The organism is Kitasatospora sp. NPDC057904 (assembly GCF_042887925.1).
GTDB lineage: Bacteria > Actinomycetota > Actinomycetes > Streptomycetales > Streptomycetaceae > Kitasatospora.
Window position 1 is genome coordinate 45,946 of the sequence record NZ_JBHVOL010000016.1, and the last position, 20,123, is coordinate 66,068.

Annotated in this window: 16 protein-coding genes; all 16 read left to right on the forward strand. The window is 71.4% G+C overall.

Annotated elements, in window-relative coordinates:
- The first annotated feature begins 54 nt into the window (after positions 1-54).
- Positions 55-609 carry a NuoB/complex I 20 kDa subunit family protein gene (locus tag ACFVSN_RS32075; RefSeq protein ID WP_380440023.1) on the forward strand — a complete coding sequence of 185 codons (555 nt, stop codon included), beginning with the start codon at positions 55-57 and terminating at the stop codon, positions 607-609.
- The gene (locus ACFVSN_RS32080; protein WP_380498568.1) at positions 606-1,319 is read left to right on the forward strand and encodes an NADH-quinone oxidoreductase subunit C; all 714 of its coding nucleotides are present in this window, start codon (positions 606-608) and stop codon (positions 1,317-1,319) included. The genes ACFVSN_RS32075 and ACFVSN_RS32080 overlap by 4 nt, the downstream gene beginning before the upstream one ends.
- Positions 1,319-2,716, forward strand: coding sequence for an NADH-quinone oxidoreductase subunit D (locus ACFVSN_RS32085; protein WP_387957102.1), 1,398 nt, complete (start codon positions 1,319-1,321; stop codon positions 2,714-2,716). The genes ACFVSN_RS32080 and ACFVSN_RS32085 overlap by 1 nt, the downstream gene beginning before the upstream one ends.
- The gene (nuoE, locus tag ACFVSN_RS32090) at positions 2,713-3,603 is read left to right on the forward strand and encodes an NADH-quinone oxidoreductase subunit NuoE (protein WP_387957104.1); all 891 of its coding nucleotides are present in this window, start codon (positions 2,713-2,715) and stop codon (positions 3,601-3,603) included. Before ACFVSN_RS32085 ends, nuoE begins: the two co-directional genes overlap by 4 nt.
- Complete coding sequence (gene nuoF / locus ACFVSN_RS32095) at positions 3,603-4,964, forward strand: NADH-quinone oxidoreductase subunit NuoF (RefSeq protein WP_387957105.1); 1,362 nt, start codon at positions 3,603-3,605, stop codon at positions 4,962-4,964. Before nuoE ends, nuoF begins: the two co-directional genes overlap by 1 nt.
- Entirely contained in the window at positions 4,961-7,453 is a 2,493-nt protein-coding gene (locus ACFVSN_RS32100) for an NADH-quinone oxidoreductase subunit G (protein ID WP_387957107.1), read from the forward strand. Before nuoF ends, ACFVSN_RS32100 begins: the two co-directional genes overlap by 4 nt.
- Positions 7,450-8,781, forward strand: a complete 1,332-nt coding sequence (gene nuoH, locus ACFVSN_RS32105) for an NADH-quinone oxidoreductase subunit NuoH (protein WP_380440033.1) — start codon at positions 7,450-7,452, stop codon at positions 8,779-8,781. The genes ACFVSN_RS32100 and nuoH overlap by 4 nt, the downstream gene beginning before the upstream one ends.
- A gap of 6 nt (positions 8,782-8,787) precedes the next feature.
- Complete coding sequence (gene nuoI, locus ACFVSN_RS32110; RefSeq protein WP_380440035.1) at positions 8,788-9,390, forward strand: NADH-quinone oxidoreductase subunit NuoI; 603 nt, start codon at positions 8,788-8,790, stop codon at positions 9,388-9,390.
- Positions 9,387-10,271, forward strand: coding sequence for an NADH-quinone oxidoreductase subunit J (locus tag ACFVSN_RS32115; protein WP_380440037.1), 885 nt, complete (start codon positions 9,387-9,389; stop codon positions 10,269-10,271). The genes nuoI and ACFVSN_RS32115 overlap by 4 nt, the downstream gene beginning before the upstream one ends.
- On the forward strand, positions 10,268-10,567 hold the full coding sequence (nuoK, locus tag ACFVSN_RS32120; protein WP_030060110.1) for an NADH-quinone oxidoreductase subunit NuoK: 300 nt from the start codon (positions 10,268-10,270) through the stop codon (positions 10,565-10,567). Before ACFVSN_RS32115 ends, nuoK begins: the two co-directional genes overlap by 4 nt.
- A gap of 13 nt (positions 10,568-10,580) precedes the next feature.
- Positions 10,581-12,476: an NADH-quinone oxidoreductase subunit L gene (gene nuoL / locus ACFVSN_RS32125; RefSeq protein ID WP_387957109.1), complete on the forward strand. Its 1,896-nt coding sequence runs from the start codon at positions 10,581-10,583 to the stop codon at positions 12,474-12,476.
- Positions 12,477-12,510: 34 nt separating this feature from the next.
- Positions 12,511-14,142: an NADH-quinone oxidoreductase subunit M gene (locus ACFVSN_RS32130; protein ID WP_380440040.1), complete on the forward strand. Its 1,632-nt coding sequence runs from the start codon at positions 12,511-12,513 to the stop codon at positions 14,140-14,142.
- 11 nt (positions 14,143-14,153) lie between these two features.
- On the forward strand, positions 14,154-15,776 hold the full coding sequence (gene nuoN / locus ACFVSN_RS32135) for an NADH-quinone oxidoreductase subunit NuoN (protein ID WP_387957221.1): 1,623 nt from the start codon (positions 14,154-14,156) through the stop codon (positions 15,774-15,776).
- 288 nt (positions 15,777-16,064) lie between these two features.
- The gene (locus ACFVSN_RS32140; protein WP_380440042.1) at positions 16,065-17,075 is read left to right on the forward strand and encodes a polyprenyl synthetase family protein; all 1,011 of its coding nucleotides are present in this window, start codon (positions 16,065-16,067) and stop codon (positions 17,073-17,075) included.
- 146 nt (positions 17,076-17,221) lie between these two features.
- A complete protein-coding gene (locus ACFVSN_RS32145; RefSeq protein WP_380440044.1) occupies positions 17,222-17,884 on the forward strand; it encodes a response regulator in 663 nt (220 codons plus the stop codon).
- Between the two features lie 215 nt (positions 17,885-18,099).
- Entirely contained in the window at positions 18,100-20,079 is a 1,980-nt protein-coding gene (locus ACFVSN_RS32150; RefSeq protein WP_387957111.1) for a 2-oxoacid:acceptor oxidoreductase subunit alpha, read from the forward strand.
- Positions 20,080-20,123 lie beyond the last annotated feature (44 nt).

Here is a 20,123-nt window from a genome sequence, read left to right on the forward strand (position 1 = left end):
ACGAGCCAGAACCGGCCGATGAACCACCGGACTTGAGGCATTGAGAGGGATCTGATGGGAATCGAGGAGAAGCTGCCGAGCGGCTTTCTGCTCACGACCGTGGAGGCGGCCGCGGGCTGGGTGCGCAAGGCGTCACTGTTCCCGGCCACCTTCGGCCTGGCCTGCTGCGCGATCGAGATGATGACCACCGGCGCCGGCCGTTACGACCTGGCCCGGTTCGGCATGGAGGTCTTCCGCGGCTCCCCGCGGCAGGCCGATCTGATGATCGTCGCGGGCCGGGTGAGCCAGAAGATGGCCCCGGTACTGCGCCAGGTGTACGACCAGATGCCCAACCCGAAGTGGGTCATCTCGATGGGCGTCTGCGCCTCCTCCGGCGGGATGTTCAACAACTACGCGATCGTGCAGGGCGTCGACCACATCGTCCCGGTGGACATCTACCTGCCCGGTTGTCCGCCGCGCCCGGAGATGCTGCTGGACGCGATCCTGAAGCTCCACGACAAGATCCAGCACGAGCCGCTGGGCGTGAACCGCCGCCGGGCCGAGGAACTCGGCGAGGCGCTCGCCCTGCAGGCCACCCCCGTCAGCGAGATGGGAGGGCAGCTGCGATGAACGACCAGGTACCCGAGACACGCCGCGAGCAGCCGGTGCGCGAGATCCCGGTCGAGGTGGTCGGCCGCCGCCAGGGCATGTTCGGCGCCCAGGGCAGCGGCGACACGTCCGGTTTCGGCGGCCTCGCCGCTCCGGTGGTGCTGCCCGGTCCGAGCGAACGCCCGTACGGGGGCTGGTTCGACGAGGTCGCCGACGAGCTGGAGGGCGCCCTGGAGGAGCAGGGCCTGGACCCGGTGGACGTGATCGAGAAGACGGTCGTCGACCGGGGTGAGCTGACCTTCCACGTCGAGCGCGAGCACCTCCTGCGCACGGTCCGGGTCCTGCGCGACGACCCGGCGCTGCGCTTCGAGCTGTGCCTCGGCGTGAGCGGCGTGCACTACCCCGGCGACAAGGGCCGCGAGCTGCACGCGGTCTACCACCTGCGCTCGATCACCCACGGCCGGCTGATCCGGCTGGAGGTCACCGCGCCGGACGCCGACCCGCGCGTCCCGTCGGTGGTGAGCGTCTACCCGACGAACGACTGGCACGAGCGCGAGGCCTACGACTTCTTCGGCCTGGTCTTCGACGGCCACCCGGCGCTGACCCGGATCATGATGCCCGACGACTGGCTGGGCCACCCGCAGCGCAAGGACTACCCGCTCGGCGGCATCCCCGTCGAGTACAAGGGTGCCCAGATCCCGGCGCCCGACCAGCGGAGGTCGTACAGCTGATGAGCACTCAGCACCACGAAGAGGCCCGCGAAGAAGCCCGCAAGGAAGCCCGCGGAGAAGCCGGCGAAGAAGCCCGAGAGGCAGCCCACGCCGGGGCCCGCGAGACCACCGAGGGCCGCGTCTTCACCGTCACCGGCGGCGACTGGGGCGAGGTCGTCGAGGCGGTCGGCCGGGCCGACGACGAACGCATCATCGTCAACATGGGCCCCCAGCACCCGTCCACGCACGGTGTGCTGCGGCTGATCCTGGAGATCGACGGCGAGACGGTGAAGGAGGCCCGCTGCGGCATCGGCTACCTCCACACCGGCATCGAGAAGAACATGGAGTTCCGCAGCTGGGTCCAGGGCACCACCTTCGTGACCCGGATGGACTACCTGACGCCGCTGTTCAACGAGACCGCCTACTGCCTCGCGGTGGAGAAGCTGCTCGGCATCACCGCGGACGTCCCGGACCGGGCGAGCGTCATCCGCGTGATGATGATGGAGCTGAACCGGATCGCCTCGCACCTGGTCTGCCTCGCCACCGGTGGCATGGAGATCGGCTCCACCACCCTGATGATCTACGGCTTCCGCGACCGCGAGCTGATCCTGGACGTCTTCGAGCTGGTCACCGGCCTGCGCATGAACCACGCGTACGTGCGCCCCGGCGGCCTCGCCCAGGACCTGCCGCCCGGCGCCGTCGACCAGATCCGCGAGGCGGTCAAGCTGCTGCGCTCCCGGATGCACGAGTACGACAAACTGGCGACCGGCAACCCGGTGTTCAAGGCGCGCCTGGTGGACGTCGGCTTCCTGGACCTGCCCGGCTGCCTGGCCCTCGGCGCCACCGGCCCGATCCTGCGCGCCACGGGCCTGCCGCACGACCTGCGCAAGACCGACCCGTACTGCGGCTACGAGGACTACGACTTCGAGGTGGCGGTCGCGGACACCGCCGACTCCTACGGCCGCTTCCTGATCCGCCTGGAGGAGATGCGCCAGTCGCTGCGGATCGTCGACCAGTGCCTGGAGCGGCTGCGCCCGGGCCCGGTCATGGTGGCCGACAAGAAGATCGCCTGGCCGGCCCAACTGGCGGTCGGCCCGGACGGGATGGGCAACTCGCTCGACCACATCCGCAAGATCATGGGCACCTCGATGGAGGCCCTGATCCACCACTTCAAGCTGGTCACCGAGGGCTTCAGGGTCCCGGTCGGCCAGGCGTACGCGGCGGTCGAGTCGCCGAAGGGCGAGCTGGGCGTGCACGTGGTCAGCGACGGCGGGACGCGTCCGTACCGGGTCCACTTCAGGGATCCGTCGTTCACCAATCTGCAGTCGATGGCGGCGATGTGCGAGGGCGGCCAGGTCGCCGACGTGATCGTCGCGGTGGCCGGGATCGACCCGGTGATGGGAGGCGTGGACCGGTGACCAATGTCGAGCTCGGACTGCCGGCGCTGCCGGCGAAGCCGTACCCCGAGGAGGTGCGCGCCCGGCTGGCCGCGGACGCCGCGGAGCTGATCGGCCGCTACCCGGTGGCCCGTTCGGCGCTGCTGCCGCTGTTGCACCTGGTGCAGGCCGAGGAGGGCTTCGTCAGCCCGACCGGCATCCGGTTCTGCGCCGAGCAGCTGGACCTGACGACCGCCGAGGTCACCGCGGTCGCCACGTTCTACACGATGTACCGGCGGCGCCCGGCCGGGAAGTACCACGTCGGGGTGTGCACCAACACGCTGTGCGCGGTGCTTGGCGGCGACCAGATCTTCGACGAGCTCCAGGAGCACCTGGGCATCCGCAACAACGAGACGACCGCGGACGGCGAGGTCTCGATCGAGCACATCGAGTGCAACGCGGCCTGCGACTACGCGCCCGTGGTGATGGTCAACTGGGAGTTCTTCGACGACCAGACCCCGGAGAGCGCCCGGCGGCTGGTGGACGACCTGCGCGCGGGCCGCGAGGTCAGGCCCACCCGCGGCGCCCGGCTGTGCGGTTTCAAGGAGACGGCCCGCATCCTGGCGGGCTTCCCCGACGAGCGCCTGGGCGCCAATGACGAGTCCGGTGCCGGCGGGGCGCCGTCGCTGGTGGGTCTGCGCCTGGCGAGGGGCGAGGCCCTGCCCGGCAACGGCGGCACCAGGGTCGTCTCCCCGCGCCACGAGGAGCCCGAGCGCAACGACCCCGACCACCCGGAGGCCGGCCACGGCGACCCCGGCCACGGCGACCCCGACCGCGGCGACCCGGGCCGCGGCGACCCCGACCGCGGCGACCCGGGCCACGGCGACCCCGACCGCAACCACCCCGGCCAGGAAGGGACCGAAGCGTGATGACCTCCGCCGAGCCGGCCGAGAAGCTGCTCACCCCCGTCCTGTCGGCCTCCTGGGACGACAGCCGCCCGTGGACGCTCGCCACCTACCGCCGCCACCACGGCTACGAGGGCCTGAAGGCCGCCCTCGCGATGCCGCCGGACGACGTGATCGCCCTGGTCAAGGACTCCGGCCTGCGCGGCCGCGGCGGCGCCGGCTTCCCGACCGGCATGAAGTGGCAGTTCATCCCGCAGAACGACGGCAAGCCGCACTACCTGGTGGTGAACGCGGACGAGTCGGAGCCGGGCACATGCAAGGACATCCCGCTGCTGTTCGCGAACCCGCACTCGCTCATCGAGGGCATGATCATCGCGTCCTACGCGATCCGCTGCGACCACGCGTTCGTCTACCTGCGCGGCGAGGTCGTGCCGGTGCTGCGGCGCCTGCACGCGGCGGTGGCCGAGGCGTACGGGGCGGGTCTGCTGGGCCGCGACATCATGGGCTCGGGCGTGAACCTCGACATCACCGTGCACGCGGGCGCCGGCGCCTACATCTGCGGCGAGGAGACGGCCCTGCTGGACTCGCTGGAGGGCCGCCGCGGCCAGCCGCGCCTGCGCCCGCCGTTCCCGGCGATCGCGGGCCTGTACGCGTGCCCGACGGTGGTCAACAACGTGGAGTCGATCGCCTCGGTGCCGCCGATCCTGGCCCGGGGCAAGGAGTGGTTCAAGGGCCTGGGCACCGAGAAGTCCCCGGGCTTCACGCTCTACTCGCTGTCCGGCCACGTGACCAACCCGGGCCAGTACGAGGCGCCGCTGGGCGTCACGCTGCGCCAGCTGCTGGACCTGAGCGGGGGGATCCGCGCGGGGCACCGGCTGAAGTTCTGGACGCCGGGCGGCTCGTCGACCCCGATGTTCACCGACGAGCACCTGGACGTCCCGCTGGACTACGAGGGCGTCGGAGCGGCCGGGTCGATGCTCGGCACGAAGGCGCTGCAGGTGTTCGACGAGACGACCTGCGTGGTGCGGGCCGTCACCCGCTGGACCGAGTTCTACGCGCACGAGTCGTGCGGCAAGTGCACGCCGTGCCGCGAAGGCACCTACTGGCTCGTCCAGTTGCTCAAGCGGATCGAGGCCGGCGAGGGCGTCGAGGGGGACCTGGAGAAGCTCCTCGACATCGCCGACAACATCAACGGCAAGTCGTTCTGCGCCCTGGGCGACGGCGCGGCGAGCCCGATCGTGTCCTCGCTCCAGCACTTCCGGGCCGAGTACGAGCGGCACCTGGCCGAGCGCCGCTGCCCGTTCGACCCGGCCGCGTCCACCGTCTGGGCCGACGGCCCCCGCCCCGGCCACCAGTCCGCCACCGAGAGGGAGGTGCACGCGTGACGATCACGGAGCCGACCGCCTCCGACACGGCGGTCGAACTGGTCACGCTCACCATCGACGGCGTCGAAGTGCAGGTCCCCAAGGGGACGTTGGTGATCCGGGCGGCCGAGACGATCGGCACCCAGATCCCGCGCTTCTGCGACCATCCGCTGCTGGATCCGGCCGGCGCGTGCCGGCAGTGCATCGTGGAGATCGAGGGCCAGCGCAAGCCGGTGGCCTCCTGCACGATCCCGGTGGCCGAGGGCATGGTGGTGCGCACGCAGCTGAGTTCGCCGGTGGCGGAGAAGGCGCAGCGCGGCGTGATGGAGCTGTTGCTGATCAACCATCCGCTGGACTGCCCGGTGTGTGACAAGGGTGGCGAGTGCCCCTTGCAGAACCAGGCGATGAGCAGCGGCGCGGCGGACTCCCGTTTCGAGGGGATGAAGCGGACGTACGCGAAGCCGCTGCCGATCAGCAGCCAGGTGCTGCTGGACCGGGAGCGCTGCGTCCTGTGCGCCCGCTGCACGCGTTTCTCGCAGCAGATCGCGGGTGATCCGTTCATCGATCTGGTGGAGCGTGGTGCGCTGCAGCAGGTGGGGACGGGCCAGGGGGACGACTTCGAGTCGTACTTCTCGGGGAACACGATCCAGATCTGTCCGGTGGGGGCGCTGACGTCGGCGGCTTATCGTTTCCGCTCGCGTCCGTTCGACCTGGTGTCGTCGCCGAGTGTGTGCGAGCACTGTTCGGCGGGGTGCGCGCAGCGCACCGATCACCGTCGGGGCAAGGTGTTGCGCCGGCTGGCGGGTGAGGACCCGGCGGTGAACGAGGAGTGGAACTGCGACAAGGGCCGGTTCGCGTTCCGGTACGCGCAGCTGCGGGACCGGTTGTCGACGCCGCTGGTGCGGGTGGACGGCGAGTTGGTGGCGGCGTCGTGGCCGGAGGCGCTGGCGCGGGCGGCCGAGGGTCTGCGCGGTGCGCGGGCGGGTGTGCTGGCCGGTGGCCGGGTGACGGTCGAGGACGCGTACGGCTACGCGAAGTTCGCGCGCGTGGTGCTGGGTACGAACGACGTGGACTTCCGGGTGCGTCCGCACAGTGGTGAGGAGGCGGATTTCCTGGCCGCGGCCGTCGCCGGGCGTGGTGTGGACGTGGACGGCGGGGGCGTCACGTACGAGCAGTTGGAGCAGGCGCCGGTGGTGCTGCTGGCGGGTCTGGAGCCGGAGGAGGAGTCGCCGATCGTCTTCCTGCGGTTGCGGAAGGCGAGTCGCGCCAAGGGCTTGAAGGTGTACTCGGTGGCGGCGTTCGCGTCGCGGGGGCTGGCGAAGCTGCGTGGTGTGCTGCTGCCGGCGGCGCCGGGGACGGAGCCGGAGTGGTTCGGGGCGCTGGCGGCGGACGAGCCGTTGAGCGACGAGGCGGGGCAGGCGCCGGAGTTGTTGCGCCGGCCGGGTGCGGTGGTGCTGGTGGGTGAGCGGTTGGCCGCGATCCCGGGGGCGCTGACGTCGGTGCTGCGGCTGTCGCACGCGACGGGGGCGCGGATCGCCTGGGTGCCGCGCCGGGCCGGTGAGCGGGGTGCGGTGGAGGCGGGCGCGCTGCCGGGGTTGTTGCCCGGTGGGCGTCCGGTGGCCGCTCCGGCGGCGCGGGCGCAGGCGGCGGCGTTGTGGGGCGTGGCGGAGCTGCCCTCGCGGGTGGGCCGGGACACGGACCAGATTCTGGCGGCGGCGGCGCGCGGCGAGCTGGACGCGCTGCTGGTCGGCGGGGTGGATCCGGACGACCTGGCGGATCCGGCGCTGGCGGACGAGGCGTTGGCGGCGGTGCCGTTCGTGGTGTCGCTGGAGCTGCGCCCGTCGGCGGTGACGGCGCGTGCGGACGTGGTGCTGCCGGTGGCGGCGGTGGCGGAGAAGGCCGGGACGTTCCTGGACTGGGAGGGCCGGGTGCGGATGTTCGAGCCGGCGCTCAAGGCCGATCAGTTGACGGGCCGCCACCTTCACTCGGACGTGCGGGTGCTGACCATGCTGGCGGATGCGCTGGGGCACCGGCTGGGCCTGCCGGACGTGCGGGCCGCGCGCCTGGAGCTGGACGGGTTCGCGCCGTGGGCCGGGGACCGGGCGGCCGATCCGGCCGCGCACCCGGGCCTGCTGCCGCGTCCGGCGACGGGGCAGGCGGTGCTGGCGGGTTGGCGCCAGCTGCTGGACAACGGGACGCTGCAGGAGGGTGATCCGCACCTGGCGGGCACCCGGCACCGGGCGGTGGCCCGGGTGTCGCCGGTGACGGCGCGGGAGGTCGGCGCGCGGCAGGGCGGCGCGCTGCGGCTGACGGGCCCGGCGGGTTCGCTGACGCTGCCGCTGGAGGTCACCGAGTCGCTGCCGGACCGCACGGTGTGGATCCCGCTCAACTCGACTCCGGGCGGTGCGCACCGCACGCTCGGGACCGCCGTCGGCCATCTGGTCACGATCGCCGCCGCCGACGCCGTTCCCGCCGCGGCGGGCTCGGACGCCGAAGGGGAGGACCGATGAACAATCCGCAGCCGTACGAGATGCTCCGGTTCTTCGGCCACGACCCGTGGTGGCTGGTGCTGCTGAAGGCGGTGTTCTGCTTCGCGTTCCTGGTGCTCACGGTGCTGATCGCCATCGTGTGGGAGCGCAAGGTGGTGGCCTGGATGCAGTTGCGCATCGGGCCGAACCGGCACGGGCCGTGGGGTCTGCTGCAGTCGCTGGCGGACGGCGTGAAGCTGGCGCTGAAGGAAGACCTGGTGGTCAAGGGCTCGGACAAGGTGGTCTACGTCCTTGCTCCGATCGTGTGCGCGATCCCGGCGTTCATGGCGTTCGCGGTGATCCCGTTCGGGCCGGCCGACAACGAGGTGTCGATCTTCGGGACCCGGACGGCGATGCAGCTGACGGACTTCCCGGTGGCGCTGCTGTACATCCTGGCGACGGCCTCGGTGGGCATCTACGGGATCGTGCTGGCGGGCTGGTCCTCCGGTTCGACGTACCCGCTGCTGGGCGGGCTGCGCTCGTCGGCGCAGATGATCAGCTACGAGATCGCGATGGGCCTGTCGTTCGCGGCGGTGTTCATCTACTCGGGGTCGATGTCGACGTCGGAGATCGTGGCGCAGCAGCACTCGACGTGGTTCGCGGCGCTGCTGCCGGTGTCGTTCATCGTGTACATCGTTGCGATGGTGGGTGAGACGAACCGGGCGCCGTTCGACCTGCCGGAGGCCGAGGGCGAGCTGGTGGGCGGGTTCAACACCGAGTACTCGTCGCTGAAGTTCGCGATGTTCATGCTGGCCGAGTACGTGAACATGGTGACGGTGTCGGCGGTGGCGTCGACGCTGTTCCTGGGCGGCTGGCGGGCGCCGTGGCCGGTGTCGGTGTTCTGGGCGGGCGCGAACCACGGCTGGTGGCCGATGCTGTGGATCACGCTGAAGATCCAGTTGCTGCTGTTCTTCTTCATCTGGCTGCGCGGCACGCTGCCGCGGTTGCGCTACGACCAGTTCATGAAGCTGGGCTGGAAGGTGCTGATCCCGGTCTCGCTGGTGTGGCTGGTGCTGATCGCGAGCGTGCGGGCGCTGCGCAACGAGGGGTACGGCTTCGGCGAGGTGGTGCTGTACGTGGGCGCGCCGGTGGGCGTGGTCCTGCTGCTGGCGCTGCTGCGGGACTTCGTGCGCAAGCAGCCGGAGCCCGAGGTTCCCGAGCAGTCCGGCGAGTTCGACCCGATGGCGGGCGGGTACCCGGTGCCGCCTTTGCCGGGCCAGGTGCTGCCGCCCGTTCCGCGCCGGCGCAGCCGGGCGCCGAAGCAACTCCAGGACGCCTTGAACGGGTCCGACCATTCCGAGGGGAGCTGATCCGCGATGTCGTCCGACCACACGGACCGTCCGGAGAGGACCGACCGGCCGTCGGTCCTGGGCCCGGCCGCCGGTTTCGGCGTGACGTTCCGGGCCATGTTCAAGAAGCGGCTGACGGAGCAGTATCCGGAGGAGAAGAAGCCGACGGCGCCGCGCTTCCACGGCCGTCACCAGTTGAACCGTCATCCGGACGGGCTGGAGAAGTGCGTGGGCTGCGAGTTGTGCGCGTGGGCGTGCCCGGCCGACGCGATCTACGTCGAGGGCGCGGACAACCGGGACGACGAGCGGTACTCGCCCGGTGAGCGCTACGGCGTGGTGTACCAGATCAACTACGCGCGCTGCATCCTGTGCGGGCTGTGCATCGAGGCGTGTCCGACGCGGGCGCTGACGATGACGAACGAGTACGAGCTGGCGGACTCCTCGCGCAAGGACCTGATCTTCACCAAGGAGCAGCTGCTGGTGGGGCTGTCCGAGGGCATGGTCGATTCGCCGCACGCGATCTTCCCGGGCGCCGACGAGGGCGCGTACTACCGGGGCGAGATCACGGCGGCGGCGCCGGGGACGGTCCAGCAGGAGCGCACCGACCGGGAGAAGGAGGTGCGGCCGTGACGACGGTTCTGGCGGATGCGGCCGGGACGACCTCGACGGGTGAGGCCGTCCAGTTCTGGGTGCTGGCGGTGGTGGCGGTCGGTGGCGCGCTCGGCATGCTGCTGATGCGCAAGGCGGTGCACAGCGCGCTGTGCCTGGCGGCCACGATGCTGGCGCTGGCGGTCTGTTACATGGCGCAGGGCGCGGTGTTCCTGGGTGTGGTGCAGATCGTCGTCTACACCGGCGCGATCATGATGCTGTTCCTGTTCGTGGTGATGCTGGTCGGCGTCACGAGCGAGGATTCGCTGAAGGAGCAGTTGAAGGGCCAGCGGTTCGCGGCGGTGGTGTGCGGGCTGGGCTTCGGGGTGCTGCTGGTCGCGGGCATCGCGAACGCGAAGCTGGACCACTTCACGGGCCTGCAGGGCGCGAACGCGGAGGGCAACGTGCCGGGTCTGGCGCGGCTGATCTTCACGAAGTACGTGTGGGCGTTCGAGGTCACCGGCGCGCTGCTGATCACGGCGGCGATCGGTGCGATGGTGCTGACGCACCGCGAGCACGTGAAGGCGCCGAAGACGCAGCGCGAGCTGGCGGCGCAGCGGGTGCGGGACAACATCCAGGTGCCGCCGCTGCCGGCGCCGGGCGTGTACGCGCGGCACAACGCGGTGGACGTTCCGGCGCTGCTGCCGGACGGCTCGGTGGCCGAGGACTCGGTGATGGCGACGCTGCGCGAGCGCGGCCAGGTGCGGGACGTGAGCCAGGACATGCTGCGCCGGATGGCGGAGCTGGAGAACACGACCGCGGACTGGCTGGGCCGTCCGTCGTCGGAGCGGCCGGCGGTGGCCGGTCCGCGCAAGTCCCTGGAGCCGGTGCCGAACCACGAGGCCGAGGAGGGCGCGGAGTGAATCCGGTCAACTACCTGTATCTGGCGGCGCTGTTGTTCACCATCGGCGCGGCCGGGGTGCTGATCCGGCGCAACGCGATCGTGCTGTTCATGTGCGTGGAGCTGATGCTGAACGCCTCGAACCTGGCGCTGGTGACGTTCTCGCGGCTGCACGGCACGCTGGACGGCCAGATCATCGCGTTCTTCACGATGGTGGTCGCGGCGGCCGAGGTCGTGGTGGGCCTCGCGATCATCGTCTCGATCTTCCGGACCAGGCACTCCGCTTCGGTCGACGACAGCAATCTGATGAAGCTGTAGGCGGAGGGCCTCGGTGAACTCTCTCATTCCGCTGCTGGTGGCAGCCCCGCTGGCCGGCGCCGCCCTGCTGCTGCTCGGCGGGCGGGCGCTGGACCGGTTCGGCCACTGGCTGGCCACGGCGCTCGCCGCGCTCTCGTTCGGCTTCGGCCTGGCGCTGTTCTCGGACATGCTCGGCCGTGACGCCGAGCACCGGGCGGTGACGACGCACCTGTTCAGCTGGGTGCCGGTGAACGGCTTCCAGGCGGACGTCTCGTTCCGGCTGGACCAGCTGTCGATGACGTTCGTGCTGCTGATCACGGGTGTCGGCACGCTCATCCACCTCTACTCGGTCGGCTACATGGCGCACGACGAGCGCCGCCGCCGCTTCTTCGCGTACCTGAACCTGTTCGTCGCCGCCATGCTGCTGCTGGTCGTCGCGGACAACTACCTGCTGCTGTACTTCGGCTGGGAGGGCGTGGGCCTCGCGTCCTACCTGCTGATCGGGTTCTGGCAGCACAAGCCGAGTGCGGCGACGGCGGCGAAGAAGGCGTTCATCGTCAACCGCGTCGGCGACATGGGCCTGTCGATCGCGATCATGCTGATGTTCGTGGAGTTCGGCTCCTTCGCCTTCGACCCGGTCTTCGCCGGGGCGGGCCGGGCGAGCGAGGGCCGGCTGACGGCGATCGGCCTGATGCTGCTGCTGGCGGCCTGCGGCAAGTCGGCGCAGGTGCCGCTGCAGTCCTGGCTCGGCGACGCGATGGAGGGCCCGACCCCGGTGTCGGCGCTGATCCACGCGGCGACGATGGTGACGGCCGGCGTCTACCTGATCACCCGCTCCGCGGCGATCTTCAACCTGGCGCCGGACGCCCAGACCGCCGTGGTGGTGGTCGGCGCGGTCACGCTGCTGTTCGGTGCGGTGGTCGGGTGCGCGAAGGACGACATCAAGAAGGCGCTGGCCGGGTCGACGATGTCGCAGATCGGCTACATGATCCTCGCGGCCGGCCTCGGTCCGATCGGCTACGCCTTCGCGATCATGCACCTGGTGACGCACGGCTTCTTCAAGGCCGGGCTGTTCCTCGGCGCCGGGTCGGTCATGCACGGCATGAACGACGAGGTGAACATGCGCCACTACGGCGGCCTGCGCACGTACATGCCGGTCACCTTCGTGACCTTCGGTCTGGGCTACCTCGCGATCATCGGCTTCCCCGGGCTGTCCGGCTTCTTCTCCAAGGACAGGATCATCGAGGCGGCGTTCGCCAAGGGCGGCACCGAGGGCTGGATCCTCGGCCTGTGCGCGCTGACCGGCGCGGCCGTCACCGCCTTCTACATGACGCGCGTGATGGTGCTGACGTTCTTCGGCGAGAAGCGCTGGCAGCCCGACGCCAACGGCGACGCCCCGCACCCGCACGAGTCGCCGAAGACGATGACGGTCCCGATGGTGCTGCTGGCCCTCGGCTCGGTGTTCGCGGGCGGGCTGTTCGTCCTGAACGACTCGTTCCTCACCTGGCTGGAGCCGGTCACCGGCCACGCCGAGGGGAACTCCCCGCTCACGTCGCTGACCGTCACGCTGCTGACCACCGCCTGCATGCTGGCCGGCGTCGGCCTCGCGTACGCGATGTACGGGCGCGGCCCCGTCCCCGTGGTGCCGCCGGTCGGCTCCCCGCTCACCCGGGCCGCCCGCCGCGACCTGCTCCAGGACGACTTCAACCACGCCGTCCTGGTGCGGCCGGGCTCGGCGCTCGCCGCGACGCTCGTCTACTTCGACAGCCGCGGCCTGGACGGCTTCGTCAACGGCCTGGCCGCCACGATCGGCGGGATCTCCGGGCGGCTGCGGCGGGTCCAGAACGGCTTCGTCCGCTCCTACGCGCTCTCCATGTTCGGCGGCACGCTGGTGCTGGTCGCCACGACTCTCCTGATGAGGTCCGTCTGATGACTCGTCCAGAACACCCTCGGGGAGGCGGGGCATGAGTGTCCTCCTGACCGCCACGTGCGCGGTCCCGGCGGCCGGCGCGGTGCTGACCGCCGCGATGCCCGCCGGGTCCACCGAGGCGCGGCGCACCACGACCAAGGCCGTCGCGCTCGGCACCTCGGCCGTCGCGCTGGCGCTGGCCGCCCTGGTGGCCGTGCGGTTCGACCCGCACGGCGACCGCTACCAGCTGACCGAGTCCCACAGCTGGATCCGCTCCTTCGGCATCACCTTCTCGCTCGGCGTGGACGGCATCGGCGCGGTGCTGGCCCTGCTGACCGCCGTGCTCGTGCCGATCGTGATGCTCGCCTCCTGGCACGACGCGGACCCTGCGCCCGCGCCCGACGGCACGTTCGACCCCGACACCTTTGAGCAGCGGCGCCGCACCCAGGGCTTCTTCGCCCTGATCCTGGCCGTGGAGGCGATGGTCCTCGTCTCCTTCTACGCCACCGACGTGTTCGTGTTCTACGTGTTCTTCGAAGCCATGCTGATCCCGATGTACTTCCTGATCGGCGGCTTCGGGGACCGGGCGGGCGGCCCCGACGCGGCGCGCCAGCGCTCCTACGCGGCCGTCAAGTTCCTGCTGTACAACCTGCTCGGCGGCCTGGTGATGCTCGCCGCCGTGATCGGCCTGTACGTGATCGCGCAGGACCAGGGCCTCGCGACCTTCGACCTGCCGACCCTCGCCTCGGCCGTGGCCGACGGCAAGCTGCAGTTCAGCGGCACCGCCTCCAAGGCGCTGTTCCTCGGCTTCTTCTTCGCCTTCGCGGTGAAGGCCCCGCTGTGGCCGCTGCACACCTGGCTGCCGAACGCGATGGGCGAGGCCACCGCCGGCACGGCGGTGCTGATCACCGCCGTGGTCGACAAGGTCGGCACCTTCGCGATGCTGCGCTTCTGCCTCGGCCTGTTCCCCGACGCCTCGAAGACCTTCGCCCCGGCGATCCTCGTGCTGTCGGTGATCGGGATCGTCTACGGCGCGCTGCTCGCGATCGGCCAGAAGGACATCAAGCGCCTGGTCGCCTACGCCTCGATCTCGCACTTCGGCTTCATCATCATGGGCATCTTCGCGCTGACCAGCCAGGGCCAGAGCGGCGCCACCCTGTACATGGTGAACCACGGCATCTCCACCGCCGCGTGGATGCTGGTGGCCGGCTTCCTGATCTCGCGCCGCGGCTCGCGCCTGATCGCCGACTACGGCGGCGTGCAGAAGGTCGCCCCGGTGCTCGCCGGGACGTTCCTGCTCGGCGGCCTCGCCACCCTGTCGCTGCCCGGCCTCGCCCCGTTCGTCAGCGAGTTCCTCGTCCTGGTCGGCACGTTCACCCGCTACCCGGCGATCGGGATCGTCGCGACCTTCGGCATCGTCCTGGCCGCGCTGTACGCGCTGCTGCTCTACCAGCGCACGATGACCGGCCCGGTCAAGGCGGAGGTCACCGGCATGCCGGACCTCAAGGTCCGCGAAGTGGCCGTCGTCGCCCCGCTGGTGGCGCTGACGATCCTGCTCGGCGTCTACCCCAAGCCGCTGACCGACATCGTCAACCCGGCGGTGAACGCGACGCTCTCGCAGGTCCACGAGACCGACCCGGCGCCGGCCCACCCGGTCGCCGCCACCTCAGGAGGTGAGCAGAAGTGAGCACCACCGGCATGCTCGCCGCCGCCGGCGGCTCCACCCCGAGCATCCCCGCGCCGCACCTGGAGTACGGCCAACTCTCCCCGATGCTGGTGGTGTTCGGCGCCGCCGTGGCCGGCGTCCTGGTCGAGGCCTTCGTGCCGCGCCGCTTGCGGCACTGGACGCAGGTCGTCCTCGCGCTCACCGGCCTGGCCGGCGCGTTCACCGCGATCGTGGTGCTCGCCGCCCAGGGCCACGGCACCACCAGGATGGACCTGCTCGCCATGGAGTCGGTGGCGATGGACGGCCCGGCGCTGTTCCTCCAGGGCGTCATCGTCCTGGTCGCCGCCGTCGCCGTGCTGACGTACGCCGAGCGGCGCCTGGAGCCCAGGGCCGGCGGACTGCCGGCCGACGCGTTCGCCGCGCAGGCCGCCGCCACCCCCGGCGGCGAGCAGGAGCGGGCCGCGGTCCGGGCCGGCTTCGCCACCAGCGAGGTGTTCCCGCTGACCCTGTTCGCCGTCGGCGGCATGCTGCTCTTCCCGGCCGCGAACGACCTGCTGACGATGTTCGTCGCGCTGGAGGTCTTCTCGCTGCCGCTGTACCTGCTGTGCGCGCTGGCCCGGCGCCGCCGGCTGCTCTCCCAGGAGGCGGCCGTCAAGTACTTCCTGCTCGGCGCCTTCGCCTCGGCGTTCTTCCTGTTCGGCACCGCCCTGCTGTACGGCTACGCGGGCAGCGTGAAGCTCGGCGACATCGCCGACGTCATCTCCGGCAAGGCCATGACCAACCCGGCGCTGCTCAGCAGCACCCGCACCGACACGCTGCTGCTGATCGGCCTCGCGATGCTCGCCGTCGGCCTGTTCTTCAAGGTCGGCGCCGTGCCGTTCCACGCCTGGACCCCGGACGTGTACCAGGGCGCGCCGACCCCGGTCACCGGGTTCATGGCGGCGGCCACGAAGGTCGCGGCCTTCGGCGCGTTCCTGCGCCTGTTCTACGTCGCCTTCCCCGGGCTGCGCCTGGACTGGCGGCCGGTGCTGTGGGGCGTGGCGATCCTGACGATGGTGGTCGGCGCGGTGCTCGCGGTCACGCAGCAGGACGTCAAGCGCCTGCTCGCCTACTCCTCGATCGCGCACGCCGGGTTCATCCTCACCGGCGTGATCGCCACCAACAAGCAGGGCCTCGGCTCGGTGCTGTTCTACCTGCTCGCGTATTCCTTCGTGACGCTCGGCGCGTTCGCCGTCGTCACCCTCGTGCGCGACTCCAAGGGCGAGGCGACCCACCTGTCCAGCTGGGCCGGCCTCGGCCGGCGCTCCCCACTGGTCGCGGCGGTGTTCGCGCTGTTCCTGCTGGCCTTCGCCGGCATCCCGCTGACCTCCGGGTTCACCGGGAAGTTCGCGGTGTTCCAGGCGGCGGCGGCCGGCGGCGCGACGCCGCTGGTCATCGTCGGTGTGCTGAGCTCGGCGGTGGCCGCGTTCTTCTACATCCGGGTCATCGTCCTGATGTTCTTCTCCGACCCGCAGCCCGGCGGCCCGACGGTCGCGATCCCGAGCGCCTTCACGGCGACCGCGATCGGCGTCGGGGTGCTCGTCACCGTCGTCCTCGGGGTGCTGCCGCAGTACTTCCTGGACCTCGCTTCGAAGGCCGCGCTCTTCGTCCGCTGAGGCCGGGAGACTCCCGCGGCGTCCGGGCCGCCCCCCGCGGGGCGCGGCCCGGACGCGGTTGTCCCGCCGCCGCCCCGGAAGGTGCAGCAGCCTTTATTTCCAGCCGCATTCACATCCGGCGCCCGAGCGCTCCCGCAGCCGCCCTGACCTGCAACTCCGGCCCGATCACGACAGGATCCGCACGCCCGTGCAGTGATCCACTCGTGACCGGATACCCTGCCTGTATGGCCAGCGGCGGCACTCAGGGACCAGGCCGCTAGATCGACCAGGGACAGAGGAGTGGTCTTCGTGACCGTCGTGGGACCCTTCGGGCTCAGCGTGCAGGACCGCGACCTGACCCGGGACGTCCAGGCCGGACTGGACGCGGTGGAGACGGCGCTCGCCGAGGCCGTCAAGAGCGACGTCCCGTTCATCACCGTCACCGCCAGCCACCTGATCGAGGCCGGCGGCAAGCGCTTCCGCCCGCTGCTGCTCCTGCTGTCCGCCCAGTTCGGCGACCCCGGCGCGCCCGGCGTCGTGCCGGCCGCGGTCGTCGTCGAGCTCACCCACCTGGCCACGCTCTACCACGACGACGTCATGGACGAGGCCCCCGTGCGCCGCGGCGCCCCCAGTGCCAACTCCCGCTGGGACAACTCGGTGGCCATCCTCACCGGCGACTTCCTCTTCTCCCGCGCGTCCCAGGTCCTGGCCGACCTCGGCCCCGAGGCCGTCCGGCTGCAGGCCGACGCCTTCGAGCGCCTCGTCACCGGCCAGATCCTGGAGACCCGCGGCCCCGGCCCGGACGGCGACCAGCTCGCCCACTACCTGGCCGTCCTCGCCGGCAAGACCGGATCGCTGATCGCCGCCTCCTGCAAGATAGGAGCGCTGATGGCCGGCGCCGAGGCGCGCGTGGTGGAGACCCTCAGCGAGTTCGGCGAGCGCATCGGCATCGCCTTCCAGCTCGCCGACGACGTCCTCGACATCGCCAGCGACGGCCACGAGTCCGGCAAGACCCCCGGCACCGACCTGCGCGAGGGCGTGCCGACCCTGCCCACCCTGCTCCTCCAGGGCATGCCCGCCGACCCCGCCGACCCCGAGGACACCCGGCTGCGCGAACTGCTCGACCAGGACCTCGCCGACGACGACCTGCACGCCGAGGCGCTGCGCCTGCTGCGCCGCCACCCGGCGCTGGAGCTCGCCCGCCGCGAGACCCTGCGCCAGGCCGAGGACGCCCGCGCCCTGCTCGCCCCGCTGCCGGACTGCGCGGCCAAGGCCGCCCTCGAAGCCCTCTGCGACTCGGTGGCCATCCGCACCATGTGACGCACCGGGACCGCCGGGACCGTCGGGACCGTCGGGACCGTCGGTCCGGGGCCGCGAGCCCCGGGCCGGGCCCGGCAACCCCCGGCGCGCCGCCGCCCCGATAGGGAAGACTGGGCCCGTCAGCTCACCCCTGCCGGAAGGTCGCCATGCGCCGCGTCGTCATCGCCGAGGACTCCGTACTGCTGCGGGAGGGCCTGACCCGGCTGCTCACCGACCGCGGCCTGGAGGTCGTCGCGGGCGTCGGGGACGGCGACGCCCTGCTCAAGACCGTCCACGACCTGGCCGACGCCGGCGACCTGCCCGACGTCGTCGTCTCCGACGTGCGGATGCCGCCCTCGCACACCGACGAGGGCCTGCGCGCGTGCGTCGAGCTGCGCGGCCGCTACCCGCAGCTGGGCGTGCTGGTGCTGTCACAGTTCGTGGAGGAGCGCTACGCCTCCGAACTCCTGGCCGGATCCACCCGGGGCGTCGGCTACCTGCTGAAGGACCGCGTCGCCGAGGTGCGCGAGTTCGCCGACGCGGTGCTGCGGGTCGCCGAGGGCGGCACCGCGCTCGACCCGGAGGTCGTGCAGCAGCTGCTCAGCCGCAGCCGCAAGGGCGACGTTCTGGCCAATCTGACCCCGCGCGAGCGCGAGGTGCTCGGCCTCATGGCCGAGGGCCGCACCAACGCGGCGGTCGCGCGCCAGCTCGTGGTGTCCGACGGCGCGGTCGAGAAGCACGTCAGCAACATCTTCCTCAAGCTCGGCCTGGCCCAGAGCCCGGAGGACCACCGCCGGGTGCTCGCCGTGCTGACCTACATCAACTCGTAGGGCCCGTCCTGCGGATCGGGCCGGGGCCGGCCGGCCGGAATGATCTCCGGCCGCCGCGCGTTGATGGTGCTGTGGGCCCGTACCGGTCATTTCCCGCCGCACGCGGGAGTTCCGGCCCCGGCCGGTTGCGCGCGCATAGGATGCCAGAGGTGCACCAGGCGGACGGGGCACAGGGTCGCGCCCGCGGTGGCGTGCCCACGAGGAGGTCCGCGGCAGTGACCAGTCAGGTCGATCAGTCAGAGGCAGTGGACGGCTCGGACGGCGACGAGAACCGTTCGGGTCCCGGTGACGGCCGCTCCGGCGCGGCCGTGCCGGCCAGTGCGCAGCGCAGACACGCCAAGCCGGTCCGCCGCCTGGACCGGGTGATCATCCGGTTCGCGGGCGACTCCGGCGACGGGATGCAGCTGACCGGTGACCGGTTCACCTCCGAGACGGCGTCCTTCGGCAACGACCTCTCCACCCTGCCGAACTTCCCCGCCGAGATCCGGGCCCCCGCCGGCACCCTGCCGGGCGTCTCGTCCTTCCAGCTGCACTTCGCCGACCACGACATCCTGACCCCCGGCGACGCCCCGAACGTCCTGGTCGCGATGAACCCGGCCGCGCTCAAGGCGAACCTGGCGGACCTGCCGCGCGGCGCCGAGATCATCGTCAACACCGACGAGTTCACCAAGCGGGCCCTCGCCAAGGTCGGCTACGCCGCGGACCCGCTCGCCGACGGCTCGCTGGAGGCCTACCACCTGCACAAGGTGCCGCTGACGACGCTGACGCTGGAGGCGCTCAAGGACAGCGGCCTGGCCCGCAAGGACGCCGAGCGGGCGAAGAACATGTTCGCCCTCGGCCTGCTGTCCTGGATGTACCACCGGCCCACCGGCGGCACCGAGAGCTTCCTGCGCGGCAAGTTCGCGAAGAAGCCGCAGATCGCCGAGGCCAACATCAGCGCGTTCCGGGCGGGTTGGAACTTCGGCGAGACGACGGAGACCTTCGCGGTCTCCTACGAGGTGGCGCCGGCGAAGCTGCCGGCCGGCCGCTACCGCAACATCTCCGGGAACCTCGCGCTGTCCTACGGCCTGATCGCCGCGGCCCAGCGCTCCGGGCTGCCGCTGTACCTCGGCTCGTACCCGATCACCCCGGCCTCGGACATCCTGCACGAGCTGAGCAAGCACAAGAACTTCGGCGTGCGGACGTTCCAGGCCGAGGACGAGATCGCCGGCATCGGCGCGGCGCTGGGCGCGGCCTTCGGCGGCGCGCTCGGCGTGACGACGACCTCGGGTCCCGGCGTCGCGCTCAAGAGCGAGACGATCGGCCTGGCCGTCTCGCTCGAACTGCCGCTGCTGGTCGTGGACATCCAGCGCGGCGGCCCGTCCACCGGCCTGCCGACCAAGACCGAGCAGGCGGACCTCCTCCAGGCGATGTTCGGGCGCAACGGCGAGGCGCCGGTGCCGATCGTCGCCCCGGCGACGCCGGCCGAGTGCTTCGCGGCGGCGCTGGAGGCGGCCCGGATCGCGGTCACCTACCGCACCCCGGTGTTCCTGCTCTCGGACGGCTACCTGGCCAACGGCTCGGAGCCGTGGCGGATCCCCGAGGTGGACGAACTCCCGGTGATCGAGCCGGACTTCGCGACCGGTCCGAATCGCGAGGACGGCGCCTTCTGGCCCTACCAGCGGGATCCGAAGACGCTCGCCCGCCCGTGGGCGCTGCCCGGCACCCCCGGCCTGGAGCACCGCATCGGCGGCATCGAGAAGCAGGACGGCACCGGCAACATCTCCTACGACCCGGCCAACCACGACTTCATGGTCCGCACCCGGCAGGCCAAGGTGGACGGCATCGCGGTGCCGCCGGTCGAGGTGAACGATCCGAGCGGCGAGGCCCGGGTGCTGGTCCTCGGCTGGGGGTCGACGTACGGGCCGATCACGGCGGCGGTGCGCCGGGTGCGGGCCGACGGCGGCGAGATCGCCCAGGCGCACCTGCGCCACCTGAACCCGTTCCCGGCCAACCTGGGCACGGTGCTGCGGAGTTACGACAAGGTCATCGTCCCCGAGATGAACCTCGGCCAGCTGGCGCTGCTGCTGCGCGCCAAGTACCTGGTGGACGCGGAGTCCTACAACCAGGTGCGCGGTCTGCCGTTCAAGGCGGCGCAGCTGGCGGACGTGCTGTGGGCGGCGATCGGCACCCTGGACGAGGAGGACCACCGATGAGCGAGCGCAGCGAGCGAACGATCAAGGGGTGCGTGTTTCGCGAA

Coding starts and splice junctions, on each gene's coding strand:
- ACFVSN_RS32075 (WP_380440023.1), top strand. CDS start 55: ATGGGAATCGAGGAGAAGCTGCCGAGCGGCTTTCTGCTCACGACCGTG.
- ACFVSN_RS32080 (WP_380498568.1), top strand. CDS start 606: ATGAACGACCAGGTACCCGAGACACGCCGCGAGCAGCCGGTGCGCGAG.
- ACFVSN_RS32085 (WP_387957102.1), top strand. CDS start 1,319: ATGAGCACTCAGCACCACGAAGAGGCCCGCGAAGAAGCCCGCAAGGAA.
- nuoF (WP_387957105.1), top strand. CDS start 3,603: ATGACCTCCGCCGAGCCGGCCGAGAAGCTGCTCACCCCCGTCCTGTCG.
- nuoH (WP_380440033.1), top strand. CDS start 7,450: ATGAACAATCCGCAGCCGTACGAGATGCTCCGGTTCTTCGGCCACGAC.
- nuoI (WP_380440035.1), top strand. CDS start 8,788: ATGTCGTCCGACCACACGGACCGTCCGGAGAGGACCGACCGGCCGTCG.
- ACFVSN_RS32130 (WP_380440040.1), top strand. CDS start 12,511: ATGAGTGTCCTCCTGACCGCCACGTGCGCGGTCCCGGCGGCCGGCGCG.
- nuoN (WP_387957221.1), top strand. CDS start 14,154: ATGCTCGCCGCCGCCGGCGGCTCCACCCCGAGCATCCCCGCGCCGCAC.
- ACFVSN_RS32145 (WP_380440044.1), top strand. CDS start 17,222: ATGCGCCGCGTCGTCATCGCCGAGGACTCCGTACTGCTGCGGGAGGGC.